The 19,075-nt window shown below is 57.5% G+C and carries 17 protein-coding genes; 12 read left to right on the forward strand and 5 right to left on the reverse strand.

Features of this window, described 5'->3' with window-relative positions:
- Nucleotides 1-90: 90 nt before the first annotated feature.
- Together GOW16_RS04405 and GOW16_RS04410 are read left to right on the forward strand one after the other, a co-directional pair.
- Entirely contained in the window at nt 91-2,346 is a 2,256-nt protein-coding gene (locus GOW16_RS04405) for an NADP-dependent malic enzyme (protein ID WP_170410871.1), read from the forward strand.
- A gap of 3 nt (nt 2,347-2,349) precedes the next feature.
- Nucleotides 2,350-3,222, forward strand: coding sequence for a ribokinase (locus GOW16_RS04410; protein ID WP_170410873.1), 873 nt, complete (start codon nt 2,350-2,352; stop codon nt 3,220-3,222).
- Here the strand turns inward: GOW16_RS04410 and msrA are convergent.
- From msrA to GOW16_RS04425, 3 genes are all read right to left on the reverse strand, one after another.
- Nucleotides 3,219-3,890, reverse strand: a complete 672-nt coding sequence (gene msrA, locus GOW16_RS04415) for a peptide-methionine (S)-S-oxide reductase MsrA (protein WP_170410876.1) — start codon at nt 3,888-3,890, stop codon at nt 3,219-3,221. The two genes, GOW16_RS04410 and msrA, sit on opposite strands and share 4 nt — an antisense overlap.
- Before the next feature lie 98 nt (nt 3,891-3,988).
- Nucleotides 3,989-4,270 (reverse strand): SCP2 sterol-binding domain-containing protein, encoded by a 282-nt coding sequence (locus tag GOW16_RS04420; RefSeq protein ID WP_170410878.1) that lies wholly within the window; start codon nt 4,268-4,270, stop codon nt 3,989-3,991.
- Between the two features lie 151 nt (nt 4,271-4,421).
- Nucleotides 4,422-5,648, reverse strand: coding sequence for an argininosuccinate synthase (locus tag GOW16_RS04425; protein WP_170410881.1), 1,227 nt, complete (start codon nt 5,646-5,648; stop codon nt 4,422-4,424).
- 141 nt (nt 5,649-5,789) lie between these two features.
- On the opposite strand from GOW16_RS04425, the gene GOW16_RS04430 reads away from it, so the two are divergent.
- Both GOW16_RS04430 and ilvA read left to right on the forward strand, forming a co-directional pair.
- Nucleotides 5,790-6,557, forward strand: a complete 768-nt coding sequence (locus GOW16_RS04430; protein ID WP_170410885.1) for a hypothetical protein — start codon at nt 5,790-5,792, stop codon at nt 6,555-6,557.
- 59 nt (nt 6,558-6,616) lie between these two features.
- The gene (gene ilvA, locus GOW16_RS04435) at nt 6,617-7,843 is read left to right on the forward strand and encodes a threonine ammonia-lyase IlvA (RefSeq protein ID WP_170410888.1); all 1,227 of its coding nucleotides are present in this window, start codon (nt 6,617-6,619) and stop codon (nt 7,841-7,843) included.
- Between the two features lie 276 nt (nt 7,844-8,119).
- On the opposite strand, the gene GOW16_RS04440 is transcribed toward ilvA, so the two are convergent.
- Nucleotides 8,120-8,443: an Hpt domain-containing protein gene (locus tag GOW16_RS04440; RefSeq protein ID WP_170410892.1), complete on the reverse strand. Its 324-nt coding sequence runs from the start codon at nt 8,441-8,443 to the stop codon at nt 8,120-8,122.
- A gap of 151 nt (nt 8,444-8,594) precedes the next feature.
- Between GOW16_RS04440 and GOW16_RS04445 the strand changes: the two genes are divergently transcribed.
- Nucleotides 8,595-9,866: a PP2C family protein-serine/threonine phosphatase gene (locus tag GOW16_RS04445; RefSeq protein WP_170410895.1), complete on the forward strand. Its 1,272-nt coding sequence runs from the start codon at nt 8,595-8,597 to the stop codon at nt 9,864-9,866.
- On the opposite strand, the gene GOW16_RS04450 is transcribed toward GOW16_RS04445, so the two are convergent.
- Complete coding sequence (locus GOW16_RS04450) at nt 9,860-10,306, reverse strand: NUDIX hydrolase (RefSeq protein ID WP_170410898.1); 447 nt, start codon at nt 10,304-10,306, stop codon at nt 9,860-9,862. The genes GOW16_RS04445 and GOW16_RS04450 overlap by 7 nt on opposite strands.
- A 76-nt stretch (nt 10,307-10,382) precedes the next feature.
- Here GOW16_RS04450 and GOW16_RS04455 point away from each other — a divergent pair, with 76 nt between their 5' ends.
- From GOW16_RS04455 to GOW16_RS04485, 7 genes are all read left to right on the forward strand, one after another.
- Nucleotides 10,383-11,360, forward strand: coding sequence for an Hsp33 family molecular chaperone HslO (locus GOW16_RS04455; RefSeq protein ID WP_170410901.1), 978 nt, complete (start codon nt 10,383-10,385; stop codon nt 11,358-11,360).
- On the forward strand, nt 11,344-11,949 hold the full coding sequence (locus GOW16_RS04460; RefSeq protein WP_170410905.1) for a CoA pyrophosphatase: 606 nt from the start codon (nt 11,344-11,346) through the stop codon (nt 11,947-11,949). Before GOW16_RS04455 ends, GOW16_RS04460 begins: the two co-directional genes overlap by 17 nt.
- Nucleotides 11,946-13,100 carry a CCA tRNA nucleotidyltransferase gene (locus GOW16_RS04465; protein ID WP_170410908.1) on the forward strand — a complete coding sequence of 385 codons (1,155 nt, stop codon included), beginning with the start codon at nt 11,946-11,948 and terminating at the stop codon, nt 13,098-13,100. The genes GOW16_RS04460 and GOW16_RS04465 overlap by 4 nt, the downstream gene beginning before the upstream one ends.
- A 190-nt stretch (nt 13,101-13,290) precedes the next feature.
- Entirely contained in the window at nt 13,291-15,129 is a 1,839-nt protein-coding gene (locus GOW16_RS04470) for an ABC transporter ATP-binding protein (RefSeq protein WP_170410911.1), read from the forward strand.
- Complete coding sequence (locus tag GOW16_RS04475; protein ID WP_170410914.1) at nt 15,126-16,958, forward strand: ABC transporter ATP-binding protein; 1,833 nt, start codon at nt 15,126-15,128, stop codon at nt 16,956-16,958. The genes GOW16_RS04470 and GOW16_RS04475 overlap by 4 nt, the downstream gene beginning before the upstream one ends.
- 39 nt (nt 16,959-16,997) lie before the next feature.
- Nucleotides 16,998-18,221, forward strand: coding sequence for a class I SAM-dependent RNA methyltransferase (locus GOW16_RS04480; RefSeq protein WP_170410917.1), 1,224 nt, complete (start codon nt 16,998-17,000; stop codon nt 18,219-18,221).
- Nucleotides 18,222-18,242: 21 nt separating this feature from the next.
- A complete protein-coding gene (locus GOW16_RS04485) occupies nt 18,243-19,028 on the forward strand; it encodes an ion transporter (RefSeq protein ID WP_170410920.1) in 786 nt (261 codons plus the stop codon).
- The last annotated feature ends 47 nt before the right edge of the window (nt 19,029-19,075 follow it).

Here is a 19,075-nt window from a genome sequence, read left to right on the forward strand (position 1 = left end):
GACGAAAGGTGAAAAGTATTCTCGTTGAGGCGCGCGCCTGCCTGCGCTATGAGGCAAAAGTCCCGCAGATGTAAAGAAACGACCCATCACATGCCCAAAGCGAAGATCACCAAAGAAGAGGCGTTGGCCTTTCACCTCGACCCGACCCCCGGCAAGTGGGAGGTTCAGGCCACTGTACCCATGACGACGCAGCGCGATCTGTCGCTGGCCTACAGCCCCGGTGTCGCTGTTCCATGTGAAGCAATCGCCGAAGCGCCTGAAACGGCCTATGACTATACGAACAAAGGCAATCTGGTGGCCGTGATTTCGAACGGGACCGCTGTTCTGGGTCTTGGCAACCTTGGCGCGCTGGGTTCGAAACCGGTAATGGAGGGTAAGTCAGTCCTGTTTAAACGGTTCGCCGATGTGAACTCGATCGATATCGAACTGGATACCGAGGATCCGGACGAATTCTGCCGCGCCGTACGCCTGATGGGGCCGACCTTTGGTGGCATCAACCTCGAAGATATCAAGGCGCCGGAATGTTTCATCATCGAACAGCGCCTGAAGGAAGAGATGGATATCCCGGTCTTCCACGATGACCAGCATGGCACAGCGGTGATCTGTGCAGCGGGTCTGCTGAACGCGCTGCATATCTCGGGCAAGAAGATCGAAGATGTGAAAATCGTCCTGAACGGCGCGGGTGCTGCGGGTATTGCCTGTATCGAGTTGCTCAAATCGATGGGTGCCAGGCACGAGAACTGCATCGTCTGCGACACCAAGGGTGTGATCTACCAGGGCCGAACAGAAGGTATGAACCAGTGGAAATCGGCGCATGCGATCACTACGGACCTGCGCACTCTGGAAGAGGCCATGAACGGCGCGGACGTCTTCCTTGGAGTTTCGGTCAAAGGTGCCGTGACGCAGGATATGGTTGCCAGCATGGCCGACAACCCGGTGATTTTCGCGATGGCGAACCCCGATCCGGAAATCACGCCGGAAGAGGCGCATGAGGTGCGGGTCGATGCCATCGTCGCCACCGGGCGCAGCGATTATCCCAATCAGGTCAATAACGTACTCGGTTTCCCCTACCTGTTCCGCGGTGCGTTGGATATTCATGCGCGCGCCATCAATGACGAAATGAAGATTGCCTGCGCCCACGCGTTGGCCAATCTGGCACGCGAGGATGTGCCGGATGAGGTCGCTATGGCCTATGGAAAGTCGCTGACCTTTGGCCGGGACTATATCATCCCGACGCCATTTGACCCGCGACTGATCCACCGCATTCCGCCCGCCGTCGCCAAAGCAGGGATGGACACCGGCGCGGCCCGCCGTCCGATCATCGACATGGACGCCTACGAGCTGAGCCTGAAATCCCGCATGGACCCGACCGCCAGCATCCTGCGCGGCCTGAATGCCCGTGCACGTCAGGCGCAAAGCCGCATGATTTTTGCCGAGGGCGATGATCCTCGCGTCTTGCGAGCCGCGGTGATGTATCAACGTTCGGGCTTTGGCAAAGCGCTGGTGGTTGGTCGTCCTGACGATGTGAAAGAAAAACTGGAAGCTGCCGGTCTGGGTGATGCGGTGCGCGAATTGGAGGTAATCAATGCCTCCACCACCATGCATCTCGATACCTATAAGGATTTTCTGTACAAGCGCCTGCAGCGGAGTGGCTTTGACCGTAAGGACATCCATCGTCTGGCCGCGCGGGATCGTCATGTGTTTTCCTGCCTGATGCTGGCCCACGGCCACGCGGATGGCATGGTGACCGGAGCAACGCGGAAATCGGCGCATGTGCTGGAACGCATCAACCATGTGTTTGACGCCGATGCGGAACACGGGGCTGTTGGAGTGACGGCACTGTTGCACAAAGGTAAGATCGTCCTGATCGGTGACACACTGGTGCATGAATGGCCGGATGAACATGATCTGGCTAATATCGCCGAACGCTCAGCATCGGTTGCGCGGCATATGGGGCTCGACCCACGCGTTGCCTTTGTCAGCTTTTCCACCTTCGGCTATCCGGTATCTGAGCGGGCCGAAAAAATGCATGTGGCACCCGAGATTCTGGATCAGCGCGGCGTCGATTTCGAATATGATGGCGAGATGACCGTAGACGTGGCGTTGAACGTGGAACAGCAAGAGGCTTATCCGTTCTCGCGCCTGACTGGCCCGGCGAATATCCTGATTGTTCCAGCGCGGCACTCAGCCTCGATCTCAACCAAGCTGATGCAGGAGATGGGCGGCGCGAATGTTATTGGTCCGATCCTGACCGGTGTCGATAAGCCGATTCAGATCTGTTCGACCGGCTCGACGGCAAATGACATTCTGAACATGGCCATACTGGCCTCGTGCGATATTGGATAAGTTGTGACGATCTGGAACCTTGGCTCAATCAATGCGGACATGGTGTACGCCCTGCCGCATCTGCCCACTGCGGGTGAAACCCTGGCCGCTTCGAATTTGGAGCGGTTTTTGGGTGGCAAGGGCGCTAATATGTCCGTTGCGGCGGCGCGCGCCGGATCGCGCGTGGCGCATATCGGCGGTGTCGGGCCTGACGGGCGCTGGGCACGGGATCGTATGACAGAATACGGCGTCGACACGCGGTTCATTGCTGAGGTCGACGTGCCAACTGGCCACGCCATTATCGCGGTGGATGCACAGGCTGAGAACCAGATCATTCTGTTTCCCGGCGCGAACCACGCCATCGAGCAGGGTCAACTAGACCAGGCCTTGTCGCAGGCTGTTCCCGGTGACCTTCTTGTTATGCAGAACGAAACCAACGCTCAGGTCGAGGCCGCCCGCATGGGGCGTGAAATGGGTCTGACCGTCTGCTATGCCGCCGCGCCGTTTCAGGCCGAAGCGGTGGAGGCTGTTCTGCCCTATCTGGACTTTCTGATCCTGAACGAGATCGAGGCGGAACAGCTGCGCGAAAGCACAGGTTTGTCGGTTGAGGATCTGCCGGTAAAGCATGTTCTGGTCACGTTAGGATCGAAAGGTGCGCGCTATATTCCCAAGGGTGGTGACGTTCACGAGGTGTCCGCTCATAAAGTTCAGGCGGTGGATACGACGGGTGCGGGTGACACCTTCACCGGTTATGTTCTGGCCGGAATGGACCGCGGGTTGCCGATGCCGCAAGCGATTGCACAAGCAAACCGTGCCGCGGCCCTGATGGTCACGCGGCACGGTACGGCGGATGTTATTCCTGACCTCAAGGAGGTCCTTGAAGCCCGGTTTGATTAAGACCCGGCGAAGGGTGCATTGCTGCCCCACAGCTGCTTGACACGAGCGTCCCGACCACAAGCTTTGCGGTAGGCTTTGTACGCGTTCTTTTGCCGTTTCGGGCCAAAGCGGGTGAATACCAGCTTGTCACCTTTGTAATAGTCCTGGTGATAGGCTTCGGCTGGATAAAACGCGCCCGCTTGTAGAACAGGTGTAACGACCTTTTGCCCCAGAGCATTTTGTGCATTGGCCTTTGCTTGCTGTGCTAATGCCTTTTCGCCCGGGTTAGAGACAAAAACGGCAGTGCGATAGCTGTCACCGCGGTCACAGAACTGACCACCGGCATCCGTTGGATCAACCGAGCGGAAGAACATGCTCAGCAGCGTTTCACGGGAAACCTGCGCCGGATCGAAAGTGATCTGAACAGCTTCGTAATGGCCGGTGCCACCTTTGGTTACCTGATCATAGGTTGGATTGGCTGTCTTGCCGCCGGTAAAGCCGGACACGGCTCCAATCACGCCGGGTACGGATTCGAAGTCGGATTCGACACACCAGAAACACCCTCCGGCAACAGTCAGGGTTTCTGTCCCCGCGGCGGGTGCCGGCAGGGCGCGCAGCATAGCGGCCAGTGTGATCAGGACAAACAGAAGCGACGGTTTTACGAAATCGAGGTATGCGGTCCGGGTCATGACAGATCTCCTTCTGAGATCAGGCTGCCCGGACTTTTTCGCCGTTGCAATCCGCTGACATGGTTTGTCACGCGCTGGTGAGACGAGTTTATCGGCGCTTAGCCCAGAAGTTGCCCCAACTTCATAGCAACACCCATATTGCCCGAGATCTTGAGCTTACCCAGCGCTACGCCGGTCATCGGGTTCAGCTTACCGGTCAGCAGCTTTGTCAGATTTTCCTGGGAAATTCGGATGGTGCAATCCGTATCTTGATCCTGTGTCGTCGCTTGATTGTCGACCAGCACAATCACCCCGTCATCGCCGCAGTCGAACTTGAGAGATCCATCAAATGTCTTGCCGTTCAGACCTTTCTGGATCCCGTCGGCGATGTCCTGAAGCATGGTATACCCTTTCCCTGTTGACCTTTGCGTAAAGACAAACATGCGAGGCAGGCAAGGGTGACGCTGCTGGAACTAACGGGGCGGTGAAGACAAAGCAAAACCCGGCACCTGTTGTAGGAACCGGGTCTGTCATCATCAGCGTCGGCGTGACTTACTTGGACAGACGTTTGTCGCGCGCGGCCAGCAGCTTCAGGCGCAAGGCGTTCAACTGGATGAAGCCAGCCGCGTCTTTTTGATCATACGCACCGGCATCGTCTTCAAAGGTCACATGCTCTTCGGAGTAAAGCGAGTGATCCGACCAACGACCAACGGTCGATGCCAGACCTTTGTACAGCTTCACGCGGACAGTGCCGGTGACGTGCTCTTGCGATTTATCGATCGCGGCCTGCAGCATCTCACGCTCAGGCGAGTACCAGAAACCGTTATAGATCAACTCGGCATATTGTGGCATCAGCTGGTCCTTCAGGTGCATCGCGCCGCGGTCCATGGTGATGGATTCGATCCCACGGTGCGCTTCCAACAGGATGGTGCCGCCGGGCGTCTCGTAGATGCCGCGCGATTTCATACCGACAAAACGGCCTTCGACCAGATCCAGACGGCCAATGCCGTGCTTGCCGCCATATTCGTTCAGCTTGGTCAGGATGGTGGCGGGGCTCATCGCCTCGCCATTGATGCTGACCGCGTCACCTTTTTCAAAGCCGATTTCAATGAATTCGGGTTCGTTCGGCGCATCCTCGGGGTGGACGGTGCGCTGATAGACATAGTCGGGTGCCATATCGGCGGGGTCTTCCAGAACCTTACCCTCGGACGAGGTATGCAGCAGGTTCGCATCGACCGAGAAGGGCGCCTCACCACGTTTATCCTTGGCAATCGGAATCTGGTTTGCCTCGGCAAATTCCAGCAGCTTGGTGCGGCTGGTCAGGTCCCATTCACGCCATGGAGCGATCACCTTGATGTCGGGGTTCAGCGCGTATGCCGCCAGCTCGAACCGCACCTGATCGTTGCCTTTGCCGGTCGCACCATGCGCCACGGCATCGGCACCTGTTGCTTCGGCAATCTCAACCAGACGTTTGGAAATCAACGGGCGCGCAATCGAGGTGCCCAGCAGATACAGCCCTTCGTACTGTGCATTGGCGCGGAACATCGGGAAGACGAAATCGCGGACGAATTCCTCGCGGATATCCTCGATGTAAATGTTCTCGGGCTTGATCCCCAGCAGCTCGGCCTTTTGGCGGGCGGGCTCCAGCTCCTCACCCTGACCCAGATCGGCGGTGAAGGTCACAACCTCACAGCCATACTCGGTCTGCAGCCATTTCAGAATGATCGAGGTATCAAGGCCACCGGAATAGGCCAGAACAACTTTCTTGGGCGCGGACATCTGACTTCCCCTTATTCGTAAGACGATTGGCCCCTAGCGGGTTTTGGACGTGGGGGCAAGTTGTGACGATTGACGCAGGCGGGGAATTAAGGTGAAACGGTCGGATAGAGAACAAAGATCGGTTGAGAGGGCAGGATTTAGATGTTGGGACTCGAGATTTTCGTGCATTCGGTGAAGATGGTATTGAGGAACCTGAAAGAAGCCCTTCAGATATCTTTGGTGCCTGCGCTAATCGGCGGCGCGATTGTTATCGCACTGGTTTTTGTCTTTGGTATCTCATTCGAGGACATTTCAACCGAAACAAATGGATTGCCCGATGCGGCTGATCCGACCTCGGTTCTTGGCTTTGTCCTTTGCGCTCTGTTTGTCGGTTTGGCGATCATGCTTTGGATTGTGGTTTCCTGGCACAGGTTTGTCCTGCTCGAAGAGTATCCAGTGGGTTTCGTTCCCATATTCAGGTCTGATCGCGTTCTGGCGTATCTTGGCCGGCTCCTGATGCTGATAGTATTGGGTGTTATCGCTATGATTCCTGCCATGTTTGTAATTGGGATGATGGCCCAGGCGTCTGCAGTTGTGGGAATCTTCGTCTGGTTCGTTGCCATCATTGCCCTGTCAGTCGCATTCTATCGTGCTTCCCCAATCCTGCCCGCTGCCGCAATAGGGCATTCACTGACACTGTCTGAGGCTTGGCGGGCGACGTCGGGCGCTAGCGGAGCGATCACCCTGTTGGTTATCCTGTCCCTTCTGTTTCAACTGCTGTTGCAGTTTCTTGCATCACTTCTGCTTTTTGTCCCGATCATTGGGTTCCTGATCGTGATTTTCGCAACCATGCTGATCGTTCCGCTGATCAACGTCAGCATCCTGACCACGATTTACGGCATCTACATCGAAAAACGCGAACTCAACTAGGTCTTCGCACACATATGTATTCCTTGCCCTTCTCGCTTTGATGCGGCAGTGAAACGGCCATGACCGATTTCATGACCAGCGCCCGCGCTGCCGAACAGGCGATGCGTTCTGTATTCCCGGCAACACCGCTGCAGCGGAATGCTCATTTGTCTGATCGCTATGGGGCCGATATCTGGCTCAAGCGCGAGGACCTCAGCCCGGTGCGATCGTACAAAATCCGCGGTGCGTTCAACGCCATGCGCAAGCAGCAGGGGCAAGAGTTGTTTGTCTGCGCCAGTGCGGGCAACCACGCGCAGGGCGTGGCCTATATGTGCAAACATCTGGGCGTGAAGGGCGTGATTTTCATGCCGGTTACGACGCCACAGCAGAAAATCCAGAAGACCCGCATCTTTGGCGGCGACAATATCGAGATTCACCTGACCGGCGACTATTTTGATGACACGCTATCCGCTGCACAGGCCTGGTGCGCCCAACAGGGCGGGTACTTCCTGTCGCCTTTCGACGATGAGGATGTGATCGAAGGGCAGGCGTCACTTGCGGTTGAGATTGAGGCGCAATTGGGCGGTGTTCCCGATCATGTGGTTCTGCCGGTTGGCGGCGGCGGCATGTCGTCCGGCGTGGCCACGTGGTTCGGGGATCGTACTCATTGTTTGTTCGTGGAACCGGCTGGTGGGGCCTGTTTGCGTGCCGCTTTAGCGGCGGGTCATCCTGTGGCGCTGGATCATGTGGATACATTCGTGGATGGCGCGGCCGTGGGTCGGATCGGGGAAAAGCCGTTTGAGCTTTTGAAGTCCCGCCATTTGTCCGACTTGCTGGTTCTGTCCGAAGACCGCATTTGCGCGACCATGATCGAGATGTTGAACGTCGAAGGCATTGTTCTGGAGCCGGCGGGTGCCTTGGCGGTCGAGGCCGTGGGCGATGTGCAAAGCTTCATTCGCGGCAAGACCGTAGTATGCGTCACCTCCGGTGGCAATTTCGATTTCGAACGCTTGCCCGAAGTCAAAGAGCGAGCGCAACGCTATTCGGGCGTCAAGAAGTACTTTATCCTTCGCCTGCCACAACGCCCCGGTGCGCTTAAGGAATTTCTGAACATTCTTGGACCCGAGGACGATATCGCCCGGTTTGAATATCTGAAAAAATCAGCACGCAATTTCGGGTCGGTCCTGATTGGGATCGAGACGCGAAAGCCCGAGAACTTTGTGCGCCTGTTCGCACATCTGGATGACGCGGGCTTCACCTATACCGACATTACCGAAGACGAAACGCTGGCGCAGTTCGTCATCTAAAGGCACAGAATGCGAACGCCAACTATTGCGCGTTCGAATTCTCCCAAGCTCAACCTTGTCTGGTTCGGCGTCGGTTTTCTTTTGGGGCCGGAGGGCGCAGGCATTTTCACGATAGTTTCAATTGCTGTCCTGACTGTTCAACTTTCGTGTCCATTTCGGGGATTGGCGGGAAATACATCTTGGCGAACAGGAGTGAACTCCGTTCGACAATGAGACCACGGCTGACGGTGAGACAATCAGAAAGTCGCCGGGTCAATCTCTTGGCGCTGGCTGCGGTTAAAGACCGTCGAGCCCGGACTTGAAATCGGTGGTCGAACGCTCGAATACGCCGAGGATGTTTGCCAAGTCGACTGCCTGGCTGTCTCCTTTTGCGGACTGTCGTTCCCCGTCCTGACACAGCTTGGCCAAGGTCTCGAACCCGAGGCTGAGCGCGCTACCTTTTACAAAATGCAGGTTTTGTTCAAACTCTGAACGGGCAGTGTCGTTGCGAAGTCGGGTGAGCGCCTCGTTCACCTCATCAAGAAAGATGTGCACCACCTCATCAAACTCGCTGGCGCCAACCTCGTCCCTTAACTGCCGGACCCTGGACCAGTTGATCATGCCACCCTCGCTTTATCTGCCGGGGATATTGGTAATGCAGAACAGGTAAAGGGCAGGTTAAATGGAATGAACTACGACTTTCACCCATTATTAAATAGACGCGCTTTAGGGTCACCCTATTCCAACAGGCGTCGCTGGGTAGAGGGTTAAGGTGACAGAGGTCAGTCAGGCAGACACTGGATCAGATCTGGAATTTGGTGTGATCCAAAAGGTGCTTGTTGTCGATGACAGCCGCCTGCAGCGGCGTATTCTGGTTGCCTCGCTCAAGAAGTGGGGCTTTGAGGTGCTTGAGGCTGACAGCGGCGATGTGGCCATCGAAATGTGCACGGCGGACCCGCCGGATCTTGTGCTCAGCGATTGGGTGATGCCGGGGATGAGCGGGTTGGACTTCTGCAAGGCGTTCCGTGCCCTGGACAGCAAGCAATACAGCTATTTCATCCTGCTGACGTCTAAAAGCGAAAAGCAAGAGGTTGCCCGCGGTCTGGATGCCGGTGCGGATGATTTTCTGATCAAACCGCTTGAGGCGGATGAACTGCGGGCGCGCATTTCGGCAGGTGCGCGCATTCTTGGTATGCAGCGCGAGTTGTCCAAGAAAAACCAGATGATCGAATCCGCGCTTGAAGAACTGCGCGTGGCCCATGATGCGATCGATAAAGACCTGATTCAGGCCCGAAAGATACAGGAATCGCTGGTGCCCGAACTGACACGCGAGTTTGGCAAGTCGCGGGTCAGCATGCTGTTGAAACCCTGCGGTCATATTGGGGGCGATTTGGTGGGGATGTTCTCTCCGGGTGTGAACAGGCTGGGGTTTTACAGTATTGACGTCTCCGGGCATGGCATCACATCGGCCATGATGACGGCTCGTTTGGGGGGCTATCTCTCCAGCAAACATTTCGATCAGAACGTTGCGATGGCGCGGCGGTTCGACAAATTTTTCGCCCTGCTGCCGCCGGAGGAGGTCGCTGAAACCCTGAATTCGCGGCTGATGGCAGACAAGGGTATCGAAGAGTATTTCACGATGGTCTATGCCATCGTGGATCTGCGCAACGGGCATGTGAAAATGGTGCAGGCCGGACACCCACATCCGCTATTGCTATGCCAAGACGGCAGAACCGAGTTTCTCGGCGAGGGCGGGTTACCCATCGGACTGCTGCCGGACGTTACCTTTCAGCGGACCGAGTTCTACATGAAACCCGGCGACCGGCTATTGCTGTACTCCGACGGATTCACGGAATGCAGTCTTGCCGATGGTGGCCTGCTGGAAGAGGACGGCTTGCGACAGATGGCGCTGGATTGCGGTCCGGGTCGCAATGGAACCGAGTTTCTGGACGATATGTTCTGGCGTCTGACAGAGGCCATGGCACCTGGCGGTGGTATGGATGATGACGTGTCGGCCGTCTTCTTTGAATATAATGGTCACTGAAGCTGCTGTTCATGCAGCGCGGCAAAGTGGCGATCGCCACCATTTCCCAACATCTGGGCCGCATCGGCTGTGTCCATCCAAATGGCTTCATGGAACGGTTCAGATGGCGGCCCCAAGCGCCGGATCGGGCGCGCGCGATAGATATGGCAGAGCTTTTCGGCCCACAGATCGTATTCGGGCATATAGGTGAAGCGACGAAAGGCGCCGACACGGCGGGGCGACGCGATCGACCAGCCGGTTTCCTCGAAAACTTCGCGGTGCAGGGCAGTGATGGGCGATTCGCCCGGATCGATCCCGCCGCCAGGCAATTGTAGGTCGGGCCCGGGTTCTGTCTGACAGGTCAGCAACAGGCTTCTGCCACGCGGCAGTAACGCATAGACACCCACCCGGCGCGTGTATGTCCGCCCAGACTGAGGGGTTTCACCAAACCGTCTGATCATGTATGGCCCCTTACAACCCAAATAGTTCGACCTATATGCTGGCGGTATGCCAACCTGTGGCGTGTAAGGAAACCCCATGTCTCTTGGAACAAAAATCGCGTGGGACGACACCGTCCTGCCCTTTCAACTCGATGTATCGGATATCCGTGGCCGCGTGGCCCGTCTGGATGGTGTGCTTGACGGCATCCTGAAACAGCATGACTACCCCGAAAAGGTCGAGGCACTGGTGGCCGAAATGGCCCTTTTGACTGCTCTGATCGGCCAGACCGTTGCGCTGCGCTGGAAGCTGTCCCTGCAGGTTCAGTCCAAGGGTGCCGTGCGGATGATTGCGACCGATTACTACGCCCCCAAGTCCGAGGGTGAACCAGCGCGCATCCGCGCATATGCCAGCTTTGACCGTGATCGCCTGACTGATGGTGCGCCGTTTGACCAGGTGGGCGAGGGGTATTTTGCCATCATGATTGATCAGGGTGAGGGAACCCAACCTTATCAAGGTATCACCCCCTTGGACGGTGGATCGCTTAGCGCTTGTGCCGAGGCGTATTTCGCCCAGTCGGAACAGTTACCGACCCGGTTTTCGCTGAGCTTTGGCAAATCGACCGAGCCGGGCGTTGGCGAACACTGGCGCGCCGGTGGTGTCATGTTGCAGCACATGCCCAAGGCTTCGCCCTTCGTGGCTTCGGGCGAGGGCGACGGGAACATCCTGACGGCAGATGACCTTGTCGATGGCGAAGAAGGTGAAAACTGGGGCCGCGTCAACGTACTGCTGGATACGGTCGAAGATCTGGAACTGATTGGGCCTTCGATTGCACCCACGGACCTGTTGGTCCGACTGTTTCACGAGGAACAGCCGCGCGTTTACGATGCGCAGTCGGTGCAATTCGGCTGTACCTGTTCAGAAGACCGGGTGCGCCAGAGCCTGTCGATCTATTCGGCCAAGGACATCGAAAAGATGACCACGCCCGAGGGTGAGGTGACGGCTGATTGTCAGTTCTGCGGTGCACACTATGTGCTGGATCCTTCCACGGTCGGATTTGATGCTGACAACGCCTGATCCAACAGATCAGCTGCGGGCGGCCCTGCGCCGCCCCGGCCAGGGGTCCAGCGATTTCGACCTGAACCCCGATTTCGTGCTGCCCGAGGGCCGTAAATTGCGCCCTGCCGGCGTTTTGGTTCCCATTTCAGTAGCAGACGGTATGCCGCGCCTGATCCTGACCAAGCGATCTTCGGCGCTTAAACATCACCCCGGTCAGATCGCCTTTCCCGGTGGCAAGCAGGATGAAGGCGACGCCGATGTCACCACCACCGCATTGCGCGAGGCGCATGAAGAAATCGGCCTGCCGTCTGACCTGCCGGAAATTCTTGGCCACTTGCCGACACATGAAACAGTGACGTCTTTCACCGTCACACCTGTTGTGGCGATCTTGCGGAAACCTTTCCAACCTGTGCCGGAGCCGGGTGAAGTAGCCGAGGTGTTTTCGGTTCCACTTGCACATGTGCTCAACCCTGCGAATTATATTGTTGAATCGCGCCGCTGGCGGGGACAAAGGCGGTACTACTTCACGGTACCCTTCGGTCCCTATTACATTTGGGGCGCAACCGCCCGAATTCTGCGGGGATTGGCAGCACGGATCAACGGATGATGCAAATCACAGAAGACTGGGTGTCGGAACCAGCAACGCAACGGGTGTGCGCCGCCCTGACCGATGCCGGGCAGCAAGCCTTGTTTGTGGGCGGATGCGTGCGCAACGCTCTGTTGGGTGCCCCGGTATCCGATATCGACATCGCCACAGATGCGCGACCTGACAAAGTCGTCGAGCTGGCACAAGACGCAGGGCTCAAAGCAATTCCAACTGGCATAGATCATGGCACAATCACCGTGGTCAGTCAGGGAATCCCGCACGAGATCACTACGTTCCGCCGCGATGTGGAAACGGATGGCCGTCGCGCTGTCGTCGCCTTTTCTGACAAGGTCGAAGAGGATGCTGCGCGTCGCGATTTCACGATGAACGCAATTTATGCGCGGCCTGACGGGGCGGTTCTGGACCCTCTGAACGGTTTGCCTGACCTACAGGCCCGTCGCGTGCGGTTCATAGGAACCGCTGCAAACCGCATTCGCGAAGATTACCTGCGCTCGCTGCGTTATTTCCGGTTTCACGCGTGGTATGGGGATGCCGAGGCAGGGTTTGATCCAGACGCTCTGGCTGCTATTGCGTCCACCCTGGACGGTCTGGCCGGCTTGTCCCGCGAACGTGTCGGGGCCGAGCTTTTGAAGCTGTTGGGCGCACCGGACCCCGCGCCGTCTGTTGCCGCGATGCGCAGTGCCGGAGTTTTGGTACATCTATTGCCGGGTGCTGACGACCGATCATTGGCGCCGTTGATCACTTTGGAACAGCAGGCAGGCGCTGACCCGGAACCGGTGCGGCGACTGGCGGCAATTGCGCCGCCGGAAGTCGCAAAAACCCTGCGCCTCAGCCGCGCGCAATTGCAGCGCCTGACCCGGATGCGGGATGAGGCATCCAGCCCGGCCAGTTTTGCCGAATTGGGGTTTAGATATGGCGAAACTGATGGATTGCACGAAGCACTTTTGCGGTGCGCCTTCATGGAGCAGCCCTGGTCAGAGGACATCAAACAGGACCTGCACGCCGGTGCGGCCGCGACGTTCCCAATCAAGGCTTCCGATCTGATCCCAACTTTTTCCGGTCCTGCGCTGGGCAAGAAGCTGGCCGAGCTTGAGGCGCAATGGATCGCGTCGGGCTTTACGCTGAGCCGCGAAGACCTGCTGGGCGGATAAAGGAAGTCTCAAAGGGGGATGACAAGTAAAAGAGTTTATGCTTACTTGCCCATGTCACATGAATGGAGGGATGCGAATGTATTACGGGATCTGGGACAGCTAAAGCTGGAACACGTTGACCCGTAGGGGTGGTGTTCTGGCGCCATCATACTTCGCATGACTAATTTTCTGCTCAATCGGAGCACTCTCTATGTTTCGCTATTTCGAAAACCTCGTTGACCCTTTTGTTGCCTACAAGGAAACCGACACACCGCCGACGCGGTTGTGGCCGTTCATGCTGGACTACTCGCAACCCTTCATGCGGGTGTTCTTCTGGGCCGGTTTGATTTCTGTCGTTGTTGCGGCAGTTGAAGTTGGCCTGATCTACTACATGGGTCGCGTGGTTGACCTGTTGTCGGGTCCTCCGGCAGAAGTGTGGCAGGCCCACGGAACCGAACTGATCCTGCTGGCATTGTTCGTGCTGTTTCTGCGCCCTTTGCTGCATGTTGTGGACGTGCTGCTGCTGAACAACACGATCCTGCCGAACTTTGGCACCCTGATCCGCTGGCGTGCGCACAAACACGTTCTGCGCCAATCCGTCGGGTGGTTCGAGAATGACTTTGCCGGTCGAATTGCCAACAGGATCATGCAAACGCCACCTGCCGCGGGTGAGGCCGTGTTTCAGGTATTTGACGCAATTTCATTCTCAATTGCTTATCTGATTGGGGCTGCAGTTCTGTTGATGGCAGCGGATCCGCGGCTGTTGTTGCCGCTGCTGGCCTGGTTTGCACTTTACGCCGTTCTGGTGCGCTGGACGGTAAGAAGGGTTGGTCCCGCGTCCCAGGCTGCGTCGGATGCGCGTTCGGCTGTGACGGGTCGGGTGGTGGACAGCTATACCAACATCCACTCGGTCAAGATGTTCGCCCACGGTGCGCAGGAACTGGATTACGCCCGCGAAGCTATCGAAGAGACGCGTCGCACCTTTCAGGTCGAGATGCGGATCTTCACCATCATGGATGCAGTTCTGGTCACGCTGAATGGCCTGTTGATCGTCGGCGTGGTTGGCTGGGCGATTGCCTTGTGGATGCAAGGCAGTGCCTCTGTCGGTGTTGTTGCGGCGGCAACCGCACTAACCCTGCGGCTGAACGCGATGACCGGTTGGATCATGTGGGCGTTGACCAGTTTCTTTCGCCAGCTTGGTGTCGTGGCCGAAGGCATGGAGACCATTGCCCAGCCAATTGATCTGCTGGATACGCCGGATGCCAAGCCATTACAGTTGAGCAAGGGCCAGATCGATATCCAGGATTTGTCTCACCACTACGGGCGTAAAACCGGTGGTCTGGATCACGTCAACCTGACCATTCATCCGGGCGAAAAGATCGGATTGATCGGGCGGTCTGGGGCGGGTAAATCGACCCTAGTTAAGCTGCTTTTGCGGTTTTACGACGTTGAACAGGGTGCGATCCTGATCGACGATCAGAACATCGCCAGCGTCACCCAGGACAGTCTGCGCAGCCATATAGGTATGGTTCAACAGGACAGCGCTCTGCTGCATCGCTCGGTGCGGGACAACATACTGTATGGTCGTCCCGACGCCACCGAAGAACAGATGATCGCCGCCGCCAAACAGGCTGAGGCCCATGAGTTCATCCTTGACCTGCAGGACCCCGAAGGGCGTACCGGCTATGACGCCCATGTGGGTGAACGCGGTGTGAAACTGTCCGGTGGTCAGCGGCAGCGGGTCACGCTGGCGCGGGTGATCCTGAAGGACGCCCCGATCCTGCTGTTGGATGAGGCGACATCTGCCCTAGATTCCGAGGTCGAAGCCTCAATTCAGGAAACTCTCTACGGCATGATGCAAGGAAAAACCGTGATCGCCATCGCCCACCGGCTGAGTACCATTGCGCAGATGGACCGTATTCTGGTTATGGATGGTGGCCGGATCGTCGAACAGGGCGGGCATTCGGAATTGCTGGCTCAAGGCGGGCTTTACGCCCAGTTCTGGGCACGGCAATCTGGCGGCTTCCTGAATCCGGAGGCTGCCGAATGAAGGTTACGGACCTTATAAACCCGTTCAAGAACATCGAAACGCCCCCGCCTCAAACGCTGGGGGCGTTCATTCGCTGGTGCCTGTCCGGCGCATGGCTGATGATTTTCGTCGCGGCTTTCTTCTCGGCCATGGCGGGTGCGATGGAGGCCGGAACAGCCTGGGTGTTGGGTCTGGTGATCGACGTGGCCACGTCAAGCGGGCCAGATAGCTTTCTGACCGCTGACAACGTGTGGATGATGTTGGGGGCCGTGGCCTTTTTCATGGTCCTGCGCCCGATTTTGTTTGGTCTTTCGGCCTATTCCAATGCCTATGTTGTGATGCCCAACATTACGCCTCTGGTTCTGGCCAAGCTGAACCGTTGGACGCTGGGTCAGTCGGTCACCTATTTCGATGACGACTTCGCCGGACGGATCGCGCAGAAGCAGATGCAAACGTCCAACGCGATGGCGTCGGTCGTGTCCGAGACGATCAGTGCGATCGTGTTTGCTTTGGCCTCGTTGGTAGGTTCTTTGCTTTTGTTAGGGTCTATTCATCCGCTGGTTATGTTGCCATTTGCGGCGTGGCTTGCTGTCTACTTCCTGCTGATCCGCTGGTATCTGCCTCGTATCCGCAAGCGGTCTGCTGCGCGGGCTGGCGCACGGGCAATGGTGTCCGGGCAGGTCGTTGACACAATCACCAATATCAAGACTGTCAAACTCTTTGCCCATTCCGAGTTCGAGGATTCGGCGGCAAGAAACTCAATGGTTGATCTGCGGGACAAGATGCTGGCCTTTGGCAGTTTGTCGGCCAGCTTCCGCTTTATCCTGATGTTGCTGGCCGGTGTTCTGCCTGTTTTGCTGATTGGCGCGACCCTGTGGCTGTGGCAGGCTGGAACCGCAACCGCGGGGGATATCGTGGCCGCTGGTGCCGTATCCATCCGTATTGCTCAGATGACCGGCTGGGTCAGCTTCACGCTCATGGGTCTTTACGCAAATGTGGGTGAGATTGAGAACGGCATGAACACGCTGGCCAAGCGTGAACGGGTCGAGGATCAAGCAGGTGCGACGGATTTGTCCGTGCCCGAGGGTCAGATCTCTTTTGATCACGTCAGTTTCGCCTATGGGCGTGATATCGGCGGCGTATCGGATGTGAATATGATCGTCCATCCTGGCGAAAAGCTGGGTATTGTCGGCGCTTCGGGGGCGGGGAAATCGACCCTGGTTTCGTTGCTGTTGCGCCTTTACGACGGTGAAAAGGGCGCCATCCTGATTGATGGTCAGGACGTGTCGCAAGTGACGCAAGACAGCCTGCGCCGTCAGATCGGTATGGTCACGCAAGAAACCGCGATGTTCAATCGGTCTGCGCGTGAGAACATCCTGTATGGTCGTCCGGACGCCTCAGAGGATGAAATGATCGAGGCTGCCGAAAAGGCCGAAGCGCATGAGTTCATCCTCAGTCTTCAAGACGCGCATGGCCGCACCGGCTATGATGCGCATCTGGGTGAGCGCGGTGTGAAGCTGAGCGGTGGGCAGCGGCAACGGATCGCGTTAGCCCGTGCCATTCTCAAGGACGCGCCTATTTTGGTGCTGGACGAGGCGACCTCGGCGCTGGATTCCGAGGTCGAAGCCTCGATCCAAACGGCGTTGCATCGGGTTATGCAGGGCAAGACGGTGCTGGCGATTGCGCATCGGTTGTCAACGCTCAGCGAGATGGACCGGATCATAGTCCTGGATCAGGGACGTGTTGTGGAAACCGGCACGCATGATGCGTTGTTGGATCAGGGCGGGCTGTATGCGCGGTTCTGGCATCGCCAGTCGGGTGGGTTCATTCAGGCCGAAGCTGCCGAATAAGGGTTTTGTTGCGGCCCAAGCCCCGGTATCAGGCGTCTCATGACGCAGACCTACACCATTACCCGCCTTGGCCATCAGGGCGATGGTATCGCTGACGGCCCAGTATACGCTCCGCGCACCTTGCCGGGTGAGGTGGTCAGCGGCACGCTGCTGGATCAATTCTTGACAGATATCCGCGTCGAGACACCCTCGGACCAGCGGGTCAAGGCACCGTGTCGTCATTACAAATCCTGCGGCGGATGCCAATTGCAGCACGCGGCAGATGGATTCGTCGCAGACTGGAAAGTTGATGTGGTGCGCACAGCGCTGGCCGCCCAAGGTTTAGAGGCCACGATGCGGCCAATCCACACCTCTCCAGAACGATCCCGCCGCCGGGCTACAATCGCGGTTCGACGGACCAAGAAAGGCACGCTGGCGGGGTTCCACGGTCGCGCGTCTGACACGATCACCGAAATCCCGGATTGCCATCTGCTGGACCCGGCCCTGATCGCCGCCATTCCAGTCGCCGAAGCGTTGGCGGTTCTGGGCGGCAGCCGCAAAGCTGTCCTGGCTGTGACGCTGACCTTGTCTGAAGCCGGGTTAGATGTGGCCGTCAAAGGTGGCAAACCGCTGGACGGCCCGCTCGAATTGTCCTTGGCACAAGCGACCGAGAAGCATGGTCTTGCGCGCCTCAGCTGGGATGGTGAAGTGATTGCGATGCGCCAGTCGCCAGTCCAGCGCTTTGATCAGGCGGAAGTCGTGCCACCACCCGGAGCGTTCTTGCAGGCTACGAAAGACGGTGAACAGGCTCTGTTACAGGCTGTTTCGGAGGCTGTGGGTAAATCAAAGCGCATTGTCGATTTGTTTGCCGGCAGCGGCACATTTTCGTTGCCGTTGGCCGAAATGGCCGAGGTTCACGCCGTTGAGGGCGAGGCTGCGATGACTAAAGCGTTGGATCAGGGCTGGCGCCGGGCGCCGGGCCTCAAGCGGGTCACGACCGAGGCGCGCGACCTGTTTCGTCGGCCATTGATGCCCGATGAGCTGAAATCTTTTGACGCGGTGGTGATCGACCCCCCACGCGCCGGAGCCGAAGCGCAGGTGACTGAGCTGTCGCAAGCCCTGCGCCCGGTGATTGCGTATGTGTCCTGCAACCCGGTGACCTTCGCCCGCGATGCGAAAATGCTTGTCAATGCGGGCTACACCCTTGAATGGGTACAGGTCGTTGACCAATTTCGATGGTCGTCACACACCGAACTTGCCGCGCGGTTCACTCTGAACCCCTAAGAACTACAGGAGACCACCCGAATGGCGATCACCCAACGCCTGCTGACCCTAATCGAAGCCCCAGCATTCGGGAAATTCATTACCGGTGTCATTATCTTTAACGCGGTGCTGCTGGGGATGGAGACATCGCCCGCTCTGATGGACGCAATGGGTCCGGTGATCGTGGCGTTGGACAGTCTTTGTCTGACCATTTTTGTTGTCGAAATTACGATAAAGCTGCTGGCAACCGGACGCCGGTTTTTCACCAACGGCTGGAACGTCTTTGATTTCGTGATTGTCGGCATCGCGTTGGTTCCCGGCGGGTCCGGCCTGTCGGTGCTGCGGGCCTTGCGAATCCTGCGGGTATTGCGTGTGATTTCAGTCGCCCCGCGCCTGCGCCGCGTGGTCGAAGGGTTCATCTCGGCCTTGCCGGGCATGGCCAGTGTTTTCCTTCTGATGGCAATCCTGTTCTATATCGGTGCGGTGATATCGACCAAGTTGTTCTCGCAATCGTTCCCGGATTGGTTCGGTGATCTGGGCCTGTCCGCCTATACGCTGTTCCAGATCATGACGCTGGAAAGCTGGTCCATGGGGATCGTGCGCCCGGTGATGGAGGTTTATCCCTACGCCTGGTTGTTCTTTGTGCCGTTCATCATGGTGACCACCTTTGCGGTGGTGAACCTGCTGGTTGGTCTGATCGTGAATTCGATGCAGGATGCGCACCATGCAGAGGACGAAGTCAGAACCGATGCCTATCGCGATGAAGTGCTGGAGCGGCTTGAGAGCATCGAACGACGCCTGACAGAACAGCAATACATCAAAAAGTGATTTCAGTTTTCACGTTTTCTGGCATAATACACAAAAAAAGCAGCAGG

The sequence above is a fragment of the Ruegeria atlantica genome, from assembly GCF_013033965.1.
Lineage (GTDB): Bacteria > Pseudomonadota > Alphaproteobacteria > Rhodobacterales > Rhodobacteraceae > Ruegeria > Ruegeria atlantica_D.

Excerpts from the sequence above, each read along its gene's own strand:
- GOW16_RS04405 (WP_170410871.1), top strand. The coding sequence starts at position 91 with ATGCCCAAAGCGAAGATCACCAAAGAAGAGGCGTTGGCCTTTCACCTC.
- msrA (WP_170410876.1), bottom strand. The coding sequence starts at position 3,890 with ATGACCCGGACCGCATACCTCGATTTCGTAAAACCGTCGCTTCTGTTT.
- GOW16_RS04420 (WP_170410878.1), bottom strand. The coding sequence starts at position 4,270 with ATGCTTCAGGACATCGCCGACGGGATCCAGAAAGGTCTGAACGGCAAG.
- GOW16_RS04425 (WP_170410881.1), bottom strand. The coding sequence starts at position 5,648 with ATGTCCGCGCCCAAGAAAGTTGTTCTGGCCTATTCCGGTGGCCTTGAT.
- GOW16_RS04430 (WP_170410885.1), top strand. The coding sequence starts at position 5,790 with ATGTTGGGACTCGAGATTTTCGTGCATTCGGTGAAGATGGTATTGAGG.
- ilvA (WP_170410888.1), top strand. The coding sequence starts at position 6,617 with ATGACCGATTTCATGACCAGCGCCCGCGCTGCCGAACAGGCGATGCGT.
- GOW16_RS04440 (WP_170410892.1), bottom strand. The coding sequence starts at position 8,443 with ATGATCAACTGGTCCAGGGTCCGGCAGTTAAGGGACGAGGTTGGCGCC.
- GOW16_RS04450 (WP_170410898.1), bottom strand. The coding sequence starts at position 10,306 with ATGATCAGACGGTTTGGTGAAACCCCTCAGTCTGGGCGGACATACACG.
- GOW16_RS04455 (WP_170410901.1), top strand. The coding sequence starts at position 10,383 with ATGTCTCTTGGAACAAAAATCGCGTGGGACGACACCGTCCTGCCCTTT.
- GOW16_RS04460 (WP_170410905.1), top strand. The coding sequence starts at position 11,344 with ATGCTGACAACGCCTGATCCAACAGATCAGCTGCGGGCGGCCCTGCGC.
- GOW16_RS04465 (WP_170410908.1), top strand. The coding sequence starts at position 11,946 with ATGATGCAAATCACAGAAGACTGGGTGTCGGAACCAGCAACGCAACGG.
- GOW16_RS04470 (WP_170410911.1), top strand. The coding sequence starts at position 13,291 with ATGTTTCGCTATTTCGAAAACCTCGTTGACCCTTTTGTTGCCTACAAG.
- GOW16_RS04475 (WP_170410914.1), top strand. The coding sequence starts at position 15,126 with ATGAAGGTTACGGACCTTATAAACCCGTTCAAGAACATCGAAACGCCC.
- GOW16_RS04480 (WP_170410917.1), top strand. The coding sequence starts at position 16,998 with ATGACGCAGACCTACACCATTACCCGCCTTGGCCATCAGGGCGATGGT.
- GOW16_RS04485 (WP_170410920.1), top strand. The coding sequence starts at position 18,243 with ATGGCGATCACCCAACGCCTGCTGACCCTAATCGAAGCCCCAGCATTC.